A 13420-nucleotide genomic window follows, 5' to 3' on the forward strand; every position below is an offset into this window, starting at 1 on the left:
ACGCCCGCCTGCCTCAGCCCCCGATGAACACCTGCCCGCTGCGGTCCGCCATGCGCGGGGAAAACCCACGCTCGATCAGCGCACAGGCGAGGGCATCGGTGGCATAGCCCTGCGTCGGCAGGCGGGCTTTCGCGTACAGCGACGAAAACCTGGCCTTGAGCTCGCCGTCCGCCAGCGGTGCGAGCAGGGCGCGCGCAGCCGCCAGGTCGGCCTCGGTATATTGGACGCCGACGTTGTCCAGCGCCGCCTGGCGCTGGAAGCGGAACACGTGGTCTGCATGTTGGCGCGCAATCTGCAATGCTTTCTCCGATTCGGCCGGCGCATAGCCGAGGCCATATTCCCGATGGATCGCGCCGAGCAGGAAGTTCGCGGTCGTGCAGACGGGCCGGGGCGCGGCGTTGCCGCTGTCGCCGACCTCGACCAGCACATAGGCGGGCGATGTCGACATATTTGTAATGGCGGCCTCATAGCTCGCCTGCGACTGCACCGGGGCGGCTGCGGCCGTGGCGCCGGCGTGGACGAACAGGCCGAGCATGGCCGGCACGAGAAGTTTTTTCATGAGGGTCCGTGGGTCGAGGGTATGCATGACGTGTGCCACTGCAATTTACCACTTGCAGCCGGTCCCGGTCACCGCATCGTTGGCCAGCGGAATCACCGCCAGCAGGCCCAGGCCGGAATAGGCGGACTTGCAGTCCGGACGGCGGGCGCGTTCGATGGCGCGTTCGAGGCGCTCGTCGCGCTGCAGCGGCGGATCGGGTGTCGGATGGGCGACCAGGCCATCCTTGCGGTGCTTGTCGATCAGGCGCGCGGTGGCGCGGGCGGCTTTCATGTCCAGGTGCGGCGCGGATTCGGCTGTGCCGGCATCCGCGGCAGCAGGGTCGGCGGCGGCAGGGGGCGCATCCACCGCGCCGGGCGTGGCGGCGGGTTCGACAGGCGCGGCGGCGGTCCCCGCATTCGCCGCAGCAGGGGCGGACGCAGACGGCGCCCGACGGCTGCGCGCCGGGCGTGCCGGCGCCGCCGCCGTTTTCGGCGCAGTCGTGCTGGCAGCCGGCACTTCATCAGCCACCGGTGCCTTCGCCTGCGGTGCCGGCGGCACCAGCACGAAGTGCATGGGCGGCGCAACGTCCGGCGCCGGCGCATACGCCTGCCAGGCGTGCACCAGCCAGGCCAGCACGCAGGCGTGGACCAGCAGGCTGATTCCCCAGCCGAACCAGGCGCCGCCCGGACGCGCCGGCAGGAGTGGATAAGTTGACGTTGCCATGCGAACGATTCTATCCCTCGCGCATGCGCCCAAGATGCTCGGAATGTAACGGCGGGCGCCGGATGTCATCAAAATGACATATGCACTTTCTAAGATGATAAATTGGCGAACCTGACCATTTCATCCTGACGACCCGTATGTCCCGACCTTCCTGGCTCCACCCCACGCTGTCCCTGTTCACCTGCGCCGCGCTGCTGGCGCCGGCGGTCCAATCGGCCCACGCGGCCCCGAAAACCGCCCCGGCGCCGATCGAGGCCGCGGCCCCGAAACTGGTGGTCGTGATGGTCATCGACGGCCTGCCCGCCGAGCAGCTGCAGCGCTACCGCGGCCAGTTCGGCCAGGGCGGCCTGCGCCGCCTGATGGAGCAGGGCGCCTCGTTCACCAATGCGCACCAGGCGCACGGCGTGACGGTGACGGCGATCGGCCACACCGCGGTGCTGACCGGCGCCTACCCGTACCGCCACGGCATCATCGGCAACAACTGGATCGATGGAAACGGGAAGCTGGTCTACTGCACCGAGGATGCGCGCCATCATTACATCGGCGAGGAGACCGAGGAACACGACGGCACCTCGCCCGCCAAGCTGCGCGTCGATACCCTGGGCGACCAGCTGCGCTACGCCAGCGGCAACCGCAGCAAGGTGGTGACCGTGTCCGGCAAGGACCGCGGCGCCATTCTGCTCGCGGGCAAGACCGGTACCGCCTACATGTACATGGACAAGACCGGCGACTTCGCCAGCTCCACCTATTACATGCAGCAGCATCCGGCCTGGGTCGAGCGCTTCAAGGCGGCCAAGCCGCAGGACCGTTACTACGCCAAGTCGTGGAAGCCGCTGCTGCCGGACGCCGCGTATGCCGACGACGCCCCCGATCCGGCGCCCAGCCTGAAAAGCCCGAACCGCTTCCCGTTCACCTTCTACAGCGAGAGCGGCCAGCCGGCGGCCGACTACTACGGCCGCCTGAAGACCAGTCCTGCGGTCGACGAGCTGACGCTGGAATTCGCACGCGCCGCCGTCGAAGGCGAGAACCTGGGCAGCAATGCCAGCGGCGCCACCGACCTGCTGGGCATCAGCCTGTCGGGCCACGATTACGTCAACCACGCCTACGGCCCGGAAAGCCGCATGTCGCACGACCACCTGCAGCAGATCGACCGCCGCATCGCCGACTTCTTCAACTACCTCGATAAACGCATCGGCATGGACAACGTGCTGGTGGTGCTGACCGCCGACCACGGCTTCGCCAACACCGCCGAGTTCTCGCAGGGCCGCCACATGGACGCGACACGCATCGATCCCAAGCCGCTGCGGGCCAGGCTGGAAGCGGCGCTGGCCGAGCGTTTCCGCGTCGCCGGCCTGGTGAAAAACGCCTACCTGCCCGAGATCTACCTCGACTACGCCGCGATCGAGCGCAACAAGCTGGCACGGCGCGACGTCGAGGACGCCGCCGCGCGCTTCCTGCTGACCCAGCCCGGCATCGCCGACGTGTTCACGCGTTCCCAGCTCGAGCAGGGCGTGGCCGCCAGGTCGCGCGTCGGCACGCTGATGCAGCGCGCCTGGAACCGCGAACTGTCGGGCGACCTGATGGTGGTGACGGCGCCCTACACGTCCTTCGGCAGCGGCGACAGCGGCGCCACCCACGGCACGCCCTACAACTACGACAGCAACGTGCCGCTCCTGATGATGGGCGGACGCTGGATCCGGCCCGGCGTGCAGGCCCAGTACACCGAAGTGGTCGACATCGCGCCGACCCTGGCCCAGATCCTGCATCTGCGTCCGCCGGCAGCCGCCGAGGGCCGCGTGCTGACCGAAGCGCTGCGCTGAGACGGTGGCGATGGGGAGCGCGGAGCATCCGGCCGGCCTTCAAACGCGCGCCCCCCGCCTCGCGTCTGGCCGCTATACTGGCGGCACCATTTTTTCGGACAGACCCATGTACGCAGCAGTCGACCTCGGCTCCAACAGTTTCCGGCTCCACATCGGCGAGGCCGTCGCCGGCCAGATCCACATCGTGCGCACGGCGCGCGACCCGATCCGCCTCGCCGCCGGCCTCGGGCCGGACAACATGCTGAGCCAGGAGGCGATGGACACCGCGGTGCGCTGCCTGCGCGACTTCAGCGCCATCCTGCGCCAGCACCGGCTGGACGCGGTGCGGGTGGTGGCCACCAACACCCTGCGCGTGGCCAGGAACGCCGACCTGCTGGTGCCGCGCCTGGAGGAAGCGATCGGCTATCCGGTCGAGATCATCTCGGGCGAGGAAGAAGGCCGCCTGATCTACATGGGCGTGGCGCGCGCCCTCGGACGCCCCGACGAGCGGCGCCTCGTCATCGACGTCGGCGGCGGCTCCACCGAAATCATCGCCGGCGCCGGCGACGCCATCGGGCTGGTCGAATCGTTCAGCATGGGCACCCATCCGCACAGCGCCACCTATTTCCCGGGCGGCCACATCAACGCCGACGCCTTCGAGACCGCGGTGAACGCCGCGCGCGCCCGCGTCGAGGACGTGGCCGACCAGTACCGCGCGGCCGGCTGGGAAGGCGTGTACGGTTCCTCCGGCACGATCCGCGCGATTTCCGAAGTCATCACCCGCAACGGCATCGGCGACGGCGCCATGTCGCTGCCCAGCCTGCAGGCGCTGCGCGAGCGGCTGGTCGATCTCGGCCACGTCGACGCCTTCGACCTGCCGGGCGTGAAACGCGAGCGCGTGATCGTGATGGCGGGCGGCCTCGCCATCCTGATCGGCGTGATGCAGGAGCTGGGAGTGAACACGATGAGTGCGATCAATGCGGGTGTGCGCCTGGGCGTGCTGTCCGACCTCGAACTGCGCGCCAACCGCCTCGACCGCCGCGACCAGGCGATCCAGGACTGCATGCGCCGCTTCGGCATCGACGCCGGCCGCGCCGCGCGCACCGCCACGATCGCCGCCAAGCTGTTCGACCGCCTGGCGCCGCAGGACGAGACGGTCAAGCCGCACCTGCTGCGCGCCAGCATGCTGCACGAAGTCGGCCTGTCGGTATCGCACACCGGCGCCCACAAGCACGCCGCCTACATCGTCGAGCATGCCGACCTGCCGGGCTTCACCGCGCGCGAACAGCGCCTGATGAGCGCCATCGTGCTGGGCCAGAAGGGCAACCTGCGCAAGGTGCGCGAGGCGCTTGCGGTGCCCGACCTGGCCAAGGCGGTGCTGGCGCTGCGCCTGGCGGCGGTGTTCATGCACGCGCGCATCGACGCCGAAGCCGACGCCCTGCGCCTGCGCATGAAGGGCCGCATCGAGATCGAGACGCCGCGCGGCTGGCTGCGCCAGCATCCGACCGTCGCCAGCTGGTTCGAAAAGGAAGCCGCGGCCTGGGGCGAGGTCGGGGTCAACCTGCAGGTGGTGCAGGCAGGATAAGGCTCAGCGTCCGCCTGACACGTCGATGAAGCTGCCGGTGGTGTACGAGGCTTCGTCCGACACCAGCCACAGCACCGCGCGCGCCACCTCCAGCGCTTCGCCGCCGCGTCCCAGCGGCACCGACGACTGCAAACGCGCGATGCGTCCCGGCTCGCCGCCGCTGGCATGCATTTCCGTATCGATCAGCCCGGGGCGCACGCCGTTCACGCGGATGCCTTCTTGTGCCACTTCCTTCGACAAGCCGATCGTCAGCGTATCCAGCGCGGCCTTGGAAGCCGCATAGTCGACATACTCGTCCGGCGAGCCGAGGACGGCCGCGCGCGACGACACGTTGACGATCGCGCCGCCGCTGCCGCCATGGCGCGTCGACATGCGGCGCACCGCTTCGCGCGCGCACAGGAAAGGACCGGTGACGTTGGTGGCCAGGATGCGGTTGATGCGCGCCGCATCCATCTGCTCGACCCGTATCTGGTGTTCGAGGATGCCGGCGTTGTTGACCAGCGCCGCCAGGCGGCTGCCGTCGCGCGCGCAGCGGGCGTCGACCTCGGCGAACAGGCGCACGACGTCGGCTTCGACGGCGACGTCGGCCTGCACGGCAAAGGCGCTGCCGCCGCCGGCCTGGATCGCGTCGACAACGCCCCGGGCCGCGGCGCCATCGCTGCGGTAGTTCACGCAGACCCGGTAGCCGCGTTCGGCGGCGAGCAGGGCACAGGCGGCGCCGATGCCGCGTCCGGCGCCGGTGATGATGATCGTGGCGTTCATATTAATAGTCTAGCATCCCGGCTATACTCGGTGCCGACGCACCACCACAATCATAGAGGAGACCCGCCCATGCCGTATGCAGTCCGTACCCGTCCCGCCGCCGCACTGATGTCCCTGTTGCTGCTGTCTTCCGTATTACCCGACGCCCTGGCCGCGCCGGCCTGCACCGGCCAGGCGCCGTCCGGCGAACTCACGGCCCAGCGCATCGCCGCCGTCCAGCCGTCGCGCAAGGACCCCGGCCTGTACGAAGGCGCGGTCTGGGTCAAGGATGCGCTGTACTTCTCGGACTTCAGCTTCGGCCCCGGCTTCCCGTCGCGCATCCGCAAGCTGGGCCCGGACGGCAGCGTGAGCACCGCGTTCGAGGACAGCGGCAGCAACGGCCTGGCGATCGACGCCCAGGGCCGGCTGGTGGTGGCCAGCCACAAGGACAAGGCGCTGATGCGCTACACCCTCGACGGCAAGCGCAGCCCGGTAGCCCAGCGCTACCAGGGCCAGGTCTTCAATTCGCCGAACGACATCGCCATCGCGGCGGACGGCACGATCTATTTCACCGACCCCGACTACCAGAAGACGGCGGCGCCGGGCGGCCAGCCGGTGACCGGCATCTACCGCGTCGCCACGGACGGCAAGGTCACGCTGGTCGACGGCAGCCGCAAGAACCCGAACGGCATCGCGCTGTCCCCCGCCGGCGACGTGCTGTACGTGAACGCCAGCGACGGCCTGCTGAAAGCCTACCCGATCGTGAACGGCGTGCCGGGGCAGGGGCGCGACCTGGTCAAAGGACTGGCGGTGGCTGACGGCATGACGCTGGATTGCCATGGCAACCTGTACGTCACCGAGCACGAGGTCAAGCGCGTGCGCGTGTTTTCGCCGCAGGGCAAGGAACTGGCGACCATCCGCGTCGATGCCAACGTCACCAATGCGGCCTTCGGCGGTCCGGATGGCAAGACCCTGTACCTGACCGGCGCCGGCGCGCTGTGGCAGATCCCGCTGCAGGTGACCGGCGCACCGTACTGACCCATACCAGTGCTGTTGGGCATCGGATTGGTATTGCAGCGGCACGCATGGGCGCCGGCCGTCAAGCTGTCACGCCGATGACCACTGACCCGAACTGGTATTTCAAAAAAACCATTTCTTGAAACCACTTGACCCCGTATTTACGCGGTGGGAGCCTAGGTAACGCCAGTCGGCACCCGGCGCAACCATAGAGTGGATAGAGGAGAGGTGAAAATGAGAAATCCCAGCACGGGCAGTCTTGTCACTGCCTTGGTAATCGGTACATTGGCAGGCTGTGGCGGCGGCGATGGTCAACATCCGGCAGCCGGACAATCGGCCCGGCTGCTGGCCACCACCAGCCAGTCGTGTCCGGCCTGGAGCGCAAGCGCGGTGTACACCGTCGGCATGTGCGTCACCTACCAGAACAAGGTCTACACCGCCAAGTGGTGGACCCAGGGGAACGTGCCCGGTACCGAGGAATGGGGTCCCTGGGCGCTGCAGACCACCACGCCGACGCCCACGCCCGACCCGACCCCGAACCCGACGCCGACCCCGGCACCCACCGGCTTCGTGTTCGGTCCGTACAAGGACGTCACGATCAACCTGAACTGGAATACCAACGTGCTGTCGACCAAGGTCACCGGCACCCTGCAGCCGCTGCTGAGCGTGATGCCGGCCAGGCTGAACACCGTCACCTGGTCGTTCGCCACCGGCGAGTGCGGCAGCGAGAACTGGGGCGGGGTGCAGGGCCAGGCGCTGGCCGGCGCCAACGTCCAGAATTTCGTCAATGCCGGCAAGACCTACATCCTGTCGACCGGCGGCGCGGCCGGTTCCTTCACCTGCGGTTCCGACGCCGGCTTCAGCACCTTCATCCAGCGCTACTACAGCGCCAACCTGCGCGGCGTGGATTTCGACATCGAAGCCGGGCAGTCGCAAACCGTGATCAACAGCCTGATTCAGCGGGTCAAGGTGGCGCAAGCCAATTATCCGAACCTGCGCTTCAGCTTCACGCTGGCGACCCTGGGCGGCAGCGCCGCGCAGAACCTGGGCAGCACCGGCGTCAACGTCATGAACGCGATCAAGGCGGCCGGGCTGACCAACTACTATGTCAACCTGATGGTGATGGATTACGGCACCGCCGGCACATCGGTGTGCACGCTGGGCAGCAACGGCAAGTGCGACATGGGCCAGTCGGCCATCCGCGCCGCGGTCAGCCTGCACGATTACTGGGGCGTGCCGTACAACCGCATCGAGCTGACGCCGATGATCGGCGGTAACGATACCATCGACGAAACCTTTTCCCTGGCCGACGTCGACCGGGTGAGCGCCTGGGCCAAGACGAATGGTTTGGCCGGCATCCATTACTGGTCGCTCGACCGCGATACCGACTGCGCCCCGGGCTATGCATCGCCGACCTGCAACACCTACGGGCAGGCGGGGAACTGGGGCTTCGCCAACCGCTTCATCACCGACCTCGGTTTATAAAAGACGGGCAGCATTGCGCTCCTGCTAGAATTGTCGAGTTGCAAAGTCAATTCAACAATTACATTCCCTCTAGCAGGAGCGCCCTTGAAACCGCTGTTTGCCAAACTCGTCGTGACCGCCCTGGTCGCCGCCTACGTTCCCCAAGCCCTGGCGTTCCAGGACTACACCAAGTATAGCCCCGCCGCCCTCGAATCGGAACTCGCCAAGACCACCGTGTCGCGCCTGGGCGTCATGGTGCCGATGCGCGACGGCGTGGCGCTGTCGACCGACATCTACACGCCGAAGAACGCCAAGGGCAAGCTGCCGACCATCCTGTGGAAGACGCCGTACAACGAACACAAGCTGAAGGGCGGCACCCTGCGCTATGTGCTGGAGTCGGTCAAGCGCGGCTACACCTTCATCGTGCAGAACGAGCGCGGCCGCTATTTCTCGCAAGGGAAGTGGGAAATCCTGGGCAAGCCGCAGACCGACGGCTACGACACCCTGAGCTGGATCGCGGCCCAACCCTGGTCGAACGGCAAGGTCGGCACGCTGGGCTGCTCCTCGTCGGCCGAGTGGCAGCTGGCGCTGGCCGGCATGAACCACCCGGCCCACGCGGCGATGGTGCCGATGGCCTCCGGCGCCGGCATCGGCAAGGTCGGGCGCTTCCAGGAGCAGGGCAACTGGTACACCGGCGGCGTGCCGCGCAACCTGTTCTTCGTGTGGCTGTACGGCGTCGACAACCCGCTGCGCGCCGAACTGCCGTCCGCCGCGCTGACCGACGAAAAGCTGCGCGCCTACGTCGAAGCCTATAACGACCTCGACGCCACCAAGCCGAAAGTCGACTGGAACAAGCAGATCAAGCACCTGCCGGTGGACCGGATGCTGACCGACCTGGGCGAGCCGCCGGCGACCTTCGAACAGTTCATCAAGCGCACCCCGGCCGATCCGGCCTGGCAGCAGGGCGGCCTGTACCACGAAGGCATGGGCTGGGGCGTGCCGGCGCTGTGGTTCAACAGCTGGTACGACGTCTCGATCGGCCCCAACCTCGAGCTGTTCAACGTGGCGCGCGCGGCCAACACCGACAAGCAGGCCAGCGCCAACCAGTACGCGGTGGTGGCGCCGGTGGCGCACTGCCAGTACGCGAAACTGGGACCGGACACCGTGGTCGGCGAGCGCAACATGGGCGACACCAGCTTCGACGTCGACGGCGCCATCTACGGCTGGTTCGACCGCTGGCTGAAGGGCGACAGCAAGGCCTTCGCGGCGTCGACCCCGCACGTGCGCTATTACCTGATGGGCGCCAACCGCTGGGAGACCGCGGCTCAGTGGCCGCCGCAGAACGCCAAGCCGATGCGCCTCTACCTGCGCTCGAACGGCGCCGCCAACACCCTCAACGGCGACGGGCGCCTGGTGGCGGAAGCGGCGCCGGCCAACGAGGCGCCGGACCGCTACCGCTACGATCCGATGAACCCGGTGCAGACGATCGGCGGCGGCGACTGCTGCAACGGCGGCATCGTGGTGCCGGGCGCCTTCGACCAGCGTCCCGTGGAAGCGCGCGGCGACGTGCTGGTCTACACCAGCGAGCCGCTGACCAAACCGGTCGACGTGGTCGGCTTCGTGGATGCGGTGCTGAAGGTCTCGTCCAGCGCCAAGGACACCGACTTCGCGGTGAAACTGGTCGACGTCGCGCCCGACGGCACCGCCTGGATCCTCGGCGACACCATCTTCCGCGCCCGCTACCGCGACGGCTACGACAAGCCGGCCATGATGTCGCCGGGCCAGGTCTATACCATCCACCCGACGCCGATGACGACCGCCAACCGCTTCGACGTCGGCCACCGCATCCGCGTGGAGATCACCTCGTCCAACTTCCCGAAGTTCGTGCGCAACCTGAATACCGGCGGGCCGAACGAGAGCGAGAAGACCGGGGTGGTGGCGGATAACGTGATCCACCATGCGGGGGAGGCGCAGAGCTATATCGAGTTGCCTGTGCTGCGTTAAAAGCGACGTCGTCCCCGCCTGCGCGGGGGCGACGGGATACAGGCCCTCAAGCCCGCAGTGCAACCCGCCGGCGTTCGCGCGCCGACTGGTAGATCGCCTCGATGATGCGGATATCGCGCAAGCCTTCCTCGCCGGGGACGATCGGCTCGCGGTTCTGGCGGATGCATTGCGCCAGGTGGTCCAGCTGGCCGGCCCACATGGTCGTTCCCGCCCTCAGCCCGGTCGTGGGCGGCGGCGTGACCGCCTCGCCCATCCCGCTGCCGACGCGCAGGCGGATGCCTTGGTAGCTGGTCGCCGGCTCCAGTTCGATCCGGCCCTTGTCACCCATCAGCAGGATCTGGTTACGGTTGGCGCTGTACATCGACATGCACGAACCCAGCACGCCGGACGGAAATTCCAGCTCGAACTCGATCATGTCCTCGACTTCGCGGAAGCGCGGATCGCTGCGGTCGGTGCGCTCGGTGGCGTACACGCTCACCGGCTCCTCGCCCGTCATGTAGCGCGACGCGTTAAGCGCATAGATGCCGATGTCCATCAGCGAGCCGCCGCCCGACATCGCCTTTTTCAGACGCCAGGCCGACGGATTGCCGGCCACGAAGCCGTGCTCCGAGCGGAAGTAGCGCAGCTTGCCGATCTCGCCGGCGCGGGCGCGGCGGATCGCTTCCAGGTTGTTCGGCTCGAAGTGGCAGCGGTAGCCGATCATGAGCTTCTTGCCGGCCTGCTTGCAGGCGGCGATCATGGCTTCGCATTCGGCGGAAGACACCGCCATCGGCTTTTCGCACATTACGTGCTTGCCGGCCCGGGCGGCGCGGATCGTGTATTCGGCATGCATCGATACCGGCAGGCAGACGTAGACCACGTCGATGTCCGGGTTGTTGCGGATGCTGTCGTAGTTCTGGTAATTGTAGATGTGGGTCTCGGGGACGCCGTATTCGGCGGCGACGCGCTTCGCTTTCGCCGGGTCGCCGCTGACCAGTGCCACCAGCCGGCTGTGCTGGCAATTCTTGAACTGCGGGATGATGATGCCGAGGCCATAGCCGCCCAGGCCGACGATGGCATAACCGATCTTCCGATCCTGGGCCGCCGCAAGGGCCGGTGCGCCGATCGCCGATGCCGCCAGTGTGCTGCCGGCGGCCAGCACCAGGCCGCGTCGATTCAAATCCACCATCATCACTCCCTTTTCAGCTTACGAAGAGAAATCGATTTCAAGAATGGAATGATTGTAATATAAATACGCTCCAGCACGGCAGCAAATGCGCGTGCGGCGATCGTCGTGACGGCAAGCGACAGGCAGACGATAAAAACAAAGGCGGCATAGCGTGCCGGGGTCGGCTGCTGCAGCAGCGGCTGGTGCAGGGGCCCCGCCGCGACAGCGAATACCAGCATGACGACCGGGAAATGGAAAAAGAAAGCGAATGCGGACAAATGCCCGGTCGTGCCGCTTCCTGTTTCGATGAGCGGGGTGGGCAAGCCGCCATTGTCCGGACTGCGCCGCGGATACAGCGCACCGGCGAGGCAGGCGAAACCCAAGCCGACCAATATGTATTTGTAGTGGACCAGCCATTCGCCAAACGGCTGCGGCAGCAGGCCGGTATGCGATCCGATGAATCTCGAAACGAGCAACGTACCAATTACCCCGGCAATGCCGAGCAAAAGCGGTGGGCGCCATTGCCTCGATTCGCAGAAGACGACGAGACCCACGCCGGTCAGCCAGATTGCAGCCCAATTCAGGAATTGCGCGGGCGCCAGTAGCAGCACGCCGGCCGACAACGCGATCTGCACGAGCCGTCCGCGGGTCTTGCCCAGCGCGGGGGCACGGACCAGCAGGACGAGTATGACGAAACTCCAGAACAGATAGGACAGCAGGTAGAGCATCCCGTTGCTGCCGAAGGTCGGCACGACGAATGGCTGCAGCATGACGGCATTCCCCAGCAGCGAAGAATAAGAGAGTGTAAGCGTGCTGAAATCCGGGAAGCGGGTGTAGACACCGGATTGGTTGAAGAATTGCGTACCGGTGACATCGAACAGCGCCCCGAGCAGCAGGCCGGGTACGAGAATCGCGTACAACGCGCCCAGATGCCGCGGTACGGCAAGGCGATCTCGCCGCTGCCGCAGGATCAGACCGGCCACGATTCCATCGAGGACGAAATAGACGGCAAAGGATTCGTGTCCGAGACCGGTCAGGAAATAAAACCCTTTCGACAGCGCGCTTTTGGCCACGACGGCGTCGTAATCGACAAACTGGAGAAACCGGACGTGGTACATCAGCGCCATGACCGCGCTGGCCCAGCGCCCCGCCCATAGAAATGCCGCAAATCGGTCGTGCATGGCAGACCTCATCGTTGAGTTTCATCGGACGCGTTCGCTGCATTGATGAGCCGCAAGCATTCCAGTTGAGTGCGCTGAAACTTTGTTGATCAAATGCAGTGAATGTCGTTTCAATCGATGTTAGGGAAGGGGACTTGCGCGGGATTGAGGCCGCGCATGCACTCAGCATGGGGCGCTGCGGCGGCGCATGGAGAAGGGGGATTTGTGGCTTATTGACGGCGGCGGGGATGCGTAAGACAGGCCTGTATACAGCCGCCGTCGCTGGACGGCCCGATTCTGGCTGACGGGAAAAGCAGGTCTTCGTCGTTGGGGACGGGTGTGCCGGTCCGGCGCCGCCCGTAGGTGCGGCTGCCGGCCCGGTTTTGTCTCAGGTTGGCGGGCACATTGCCGTCAGGCTCACTCCCCGGCGCTGACCGACCCCAGCCCGGCCGCCGACTTGTTCACCGTACGCGGCTTGCCGAAATAGCGCAGGCTGCCCATGCCCTGGACCACCGCATCGAGCCGGTCCTTGGCATACACCTGCACGTCGCCGACGCCCTGGAAGCGGACGTCGGCATTGTTCGCGATCAGCGACCTGGCATCGACTTCGCCGACGCCCTCCGCGCGCATCGTGAAGTTCTTGACGGTGCCGTTGATGTTCAGGCTGGCCGCGCCGCGGTAATTCACGTCGAAGCGCTCGCCGCGGATTTTATTCAGCTTGATTTCGCCGGCGCCTTCGGCACTGAATGCGCGCAGCACAGGCATCGAAATCAGGATGCGCTGATCGCTGTTGGTGGTGCTGAATTTCTTGTCCTGCATGCGCAGGCGCAGTTCGCCGTTCACGACTTCGCTGACCAGACCATTGACGAACTTGTCGCTGCCGCGCACGGTCAGCGATTGCGGTGCGCCGGCGTCCACGGTCACGCTGATCGGCCCCTGCACGCTGATCGAGCTGAAGGGTGGGGCGGTGCGAACCTGTTCGGCGGCGTGAGCGCCGTGGGCTACCAGGGTGGCAAGGGACAGGCCGATGGCGAGTGCGGAGCGGAGCATGATCGATTCCTTATCGAGTGGAAGTTGAAATCATTATTGGCGCGCCCATCCTCCGGCGCGCCGCCCTTGCGATGAAATGCACGATTCGCTGGATGAGCTGTCAAGAATCCCACATAAATATCCTTTGTGCAACATCAAACAGTGGCCGGATTTATGCAACTAACCGACGAGCGAAAGTGCATCGACCCAGGC

11 protein-coding genes are annotated in these 13420 nt (G+C 66.5%); 5 read left to right on the forward strand and 6 right to left on the reverse strand.

The features are described from left to right. Nucleotides 1-13 precede the first annotated feature (13 nt). Nucleotides 14-559 carry a hypothetical protein gene (locus tag FBX97_RS04740; RefSeq protein WP_141829105.1) on the reverse strand — a complete coding sequence of 182 codons (546 nt, stop codon included), beginning with the start codon at nucleotides 557-559 and terminating at the stop codon, nucleotides 14-16. Between the two features lie 45 nt (nucleotides 560-604). Continuing rightward, nucleotides 605-1261 carry a hypothetical protein gene (locus FBX97_RS04745; RefSeq protein ID WP_141829107.1) on the reverse strand — a complete coding sequence of 219 codons (657 nt, stop codon included), beginning with the start codon at nucleotides 1259-1261 and terminating at the stop codon, nucleotides 605-607. A 137-nt stretch (nucleotides 1262-1398) separates the two neighbouring features. Between FBX97_RS04745 and FBX97_RS04750 the strand changes: the two genes are divergently transcribed. Next, entirely contained in the window at nucleotides 1399-3081 is a 1683-nt protein-coding gene (locus tag FBX97_RS04750; protein WP_141829109.1) for an alkaline phosphatase family protein, read from the forward strand. A gap of 106 nt (nucleotides 3082-3187) precedes the next feature. Continuing rightward, entirely contained in the window at nucleotides 3188-4645 is a 1458-nt protein-coding gene (locus FBX97_RS04755) for a Ppx/GppA phosphatase family protein (RefSeq protein ID WP_141829111.1), read from the forward strand. 3 nt (nucleotides 4646-4648) lie between these two features. Here FBX97_RS04755 and FBX97_RS04760 read toward each other — a convergent pair whose 3' ends face one another. Beyond that, entirely contained in the window at nucleotides 4649-5407 is a 759-nt protein-coding gene (locus FBX97_RS04760) for an SDR family oxidoreductase (protein ID WP_141829113.1), read from the reverse strand. 69 nt (nucleotides 5408-5476) lie between these two features. Between FBX97_RS04760 and FBX97_RS04765 the strand changes: the two genes are divergently transcribed. From FBX97_RS04765 to FBX97_RS04775, 3 genes are all read left to right on the forward strand, one after another. Continuing rightward, nucleotides 5477-6424 carry an SMP-30/gluconolactonase/LRE family protein gene (locus tag FBX97_RS04765; RefSeq protein ID WP_141829115.1) on the forward strand — a complete coding sequence of 316 codons (948 nt, stop codon included), beginning with the start codon at nucleotides 5477-5479 and terminating at the stop codon, nucleotides 6422-6424. A 213-nt stretch (nucleotides 6425-6637) separates the two neighbouring features. Next, entirely contained in the window at nucleotides 6638-7888 is a 1251-nt protein-coding gene (locus FBX97_RS04770) for a carbohydrate-binding protein (protein WP_141829117.1), read from the forward strand. A gap of 84 nt (nucleotides 7889-7972) precedes the next feature. Then, complete coding sequence (locus tag FBX97_RS04775) at nucleotides 7973-9871, forward strand: CocE/NonD family hydrolase (protein ID WP_185748474.1); 1899 nt, start codon at nucleotides 7973-7975, stop codon at nucleotides 9869-9871. Nucleotides 9872-9917: 46 nt separating this feature from the next. Here FBX97_RS04775 and FBX97_RS04780 read toward each other — a convergent pair whose 3' ends face one another. The 3 genes from FBX97_RS04780 to FBX97_RS04790 form a co-directional block, all read right to left on the reverse strand. Next, nucleotides 9918-11039, reverse strand: coding sequence for a Gfo/Idh/MocA family protein (locus FBX97_RS04780; RefSeq protein ID WP_141830901.1), 1122 nt, complete (start codon nucleotides 11037-11039; stop codon nucleotides 9918-9920). A gap of 2 nt (nucleotides 11040-11041) precedes the next feature. Then, on the reverse strand, nucleotides 11042-12199 hold the full coding sequence (locus FBX97_RS04785; RefSeq protein ID WP_141829119.1) for a hypothetical protein: 1158 nt from the start codon (nucleotides 12197-12199) through the stop codon (nucleotides 11042-11044). Between the two features lie 396 nt (nucleotides 12200-12595). Continuing rightward, on the reverse strand, nucleotides 12596-13228 hold the full coding sequence (locus tag FBX97_RS04790) for a head GIN domain-containing protein (RefSeq protein WP_141829121.1): 633 nt from the start codon (nucleotides 13226-13228) through the stop codon (nucleotides 12596-12598). Between the last annotated feature and the right edge of the window lie 192 nt (nucleotides 13229-13420).

It is taken from the genome of Herbaspirillum sp. SJZ107, from assembly GCF_006715485.1.
Classification (GTDB): domain Bacteria; phylum Pseudomonadota; class Gammaproteobacteria; order Burkholderiales; family Burkholderiaceae_D; genus Telluria.

Excerpts from the sequence above, each read along its gene's own strand:
- FBX97_RS04790 (WP_141829121.1), bottom strand. The coding sequence starts at position 13,228 with ATGCTCCGCTCCGCACTCGCCATCGGCCTGTCCCTTGCCACCCTGGTA.
- FBX97_RS04740 (WP_141829105.1), bottom strand. The coding sequence starts at position 559 with ATGAAAAAACTTCTCGTGCCGGCCATGCTCGGCCTGTTCGTCCACGCC.
- FBX97_RS04770 (WP_141829117.1), top strand. The coding sequence starts at position 6,638 with ATGAGAAATCCCAGCACGGGCAGTCTTGTCACTGCCTTGGTAATCGGT.
- FBX97_RS04760 (WP_141829113.1), bottom strand. The coding sequence starts at position 5,407 with ATGAACGCCACGATCATCATCACCGGCGCCGGACGCGGCATCGGCGCC.
- FBX97_RS04745 (WP_141829107.1), bottom strand. The coding sequence starts at position 1,261 with ATGGCAACGTCAACTTATCCACTCCTGCCGGCGCGTCCGGGCGGCGCC.
- FBX97_RS04765 (WP_141829115.1), top strand. The coding sequence starts at position 5,477 with ATGCCGTATGCAGTCCGTACCCGTCCCGCCGCCGCACTGATGTCCCTG.
- FBX97_RS04785 (WP_141829119.1), bottom strand. The coding sequence starts at position 12,199 with ATGCACGACCGATTTGCGGCATTTCTATGGGCGGGGCGCTGGGCCAGC.
- FBX97_RS04750 (WP_141829109.1), top strand. The coding sequence starts at position 1,399 with ATGTCCCGACCTTCCTGGCTCCACCCCACGCTGTCCCTGTTCACCTGC.
- FBX97_RS04755 (WP_141829111.1), top strand. The coding sequence starts at position 3,188 with ATGTACGCAGCAGTCGACCTCGGCTCCAACAGTTTCCGGCTCCACATC.
- FBX97_RS04780 (WP_141830901.1), bottom strand. The coding sequence starts at position 11,039 with ATGGTGGATTTGAATCGACGCGGCCTGGTGCTGGCCGCCGGCAGCACA.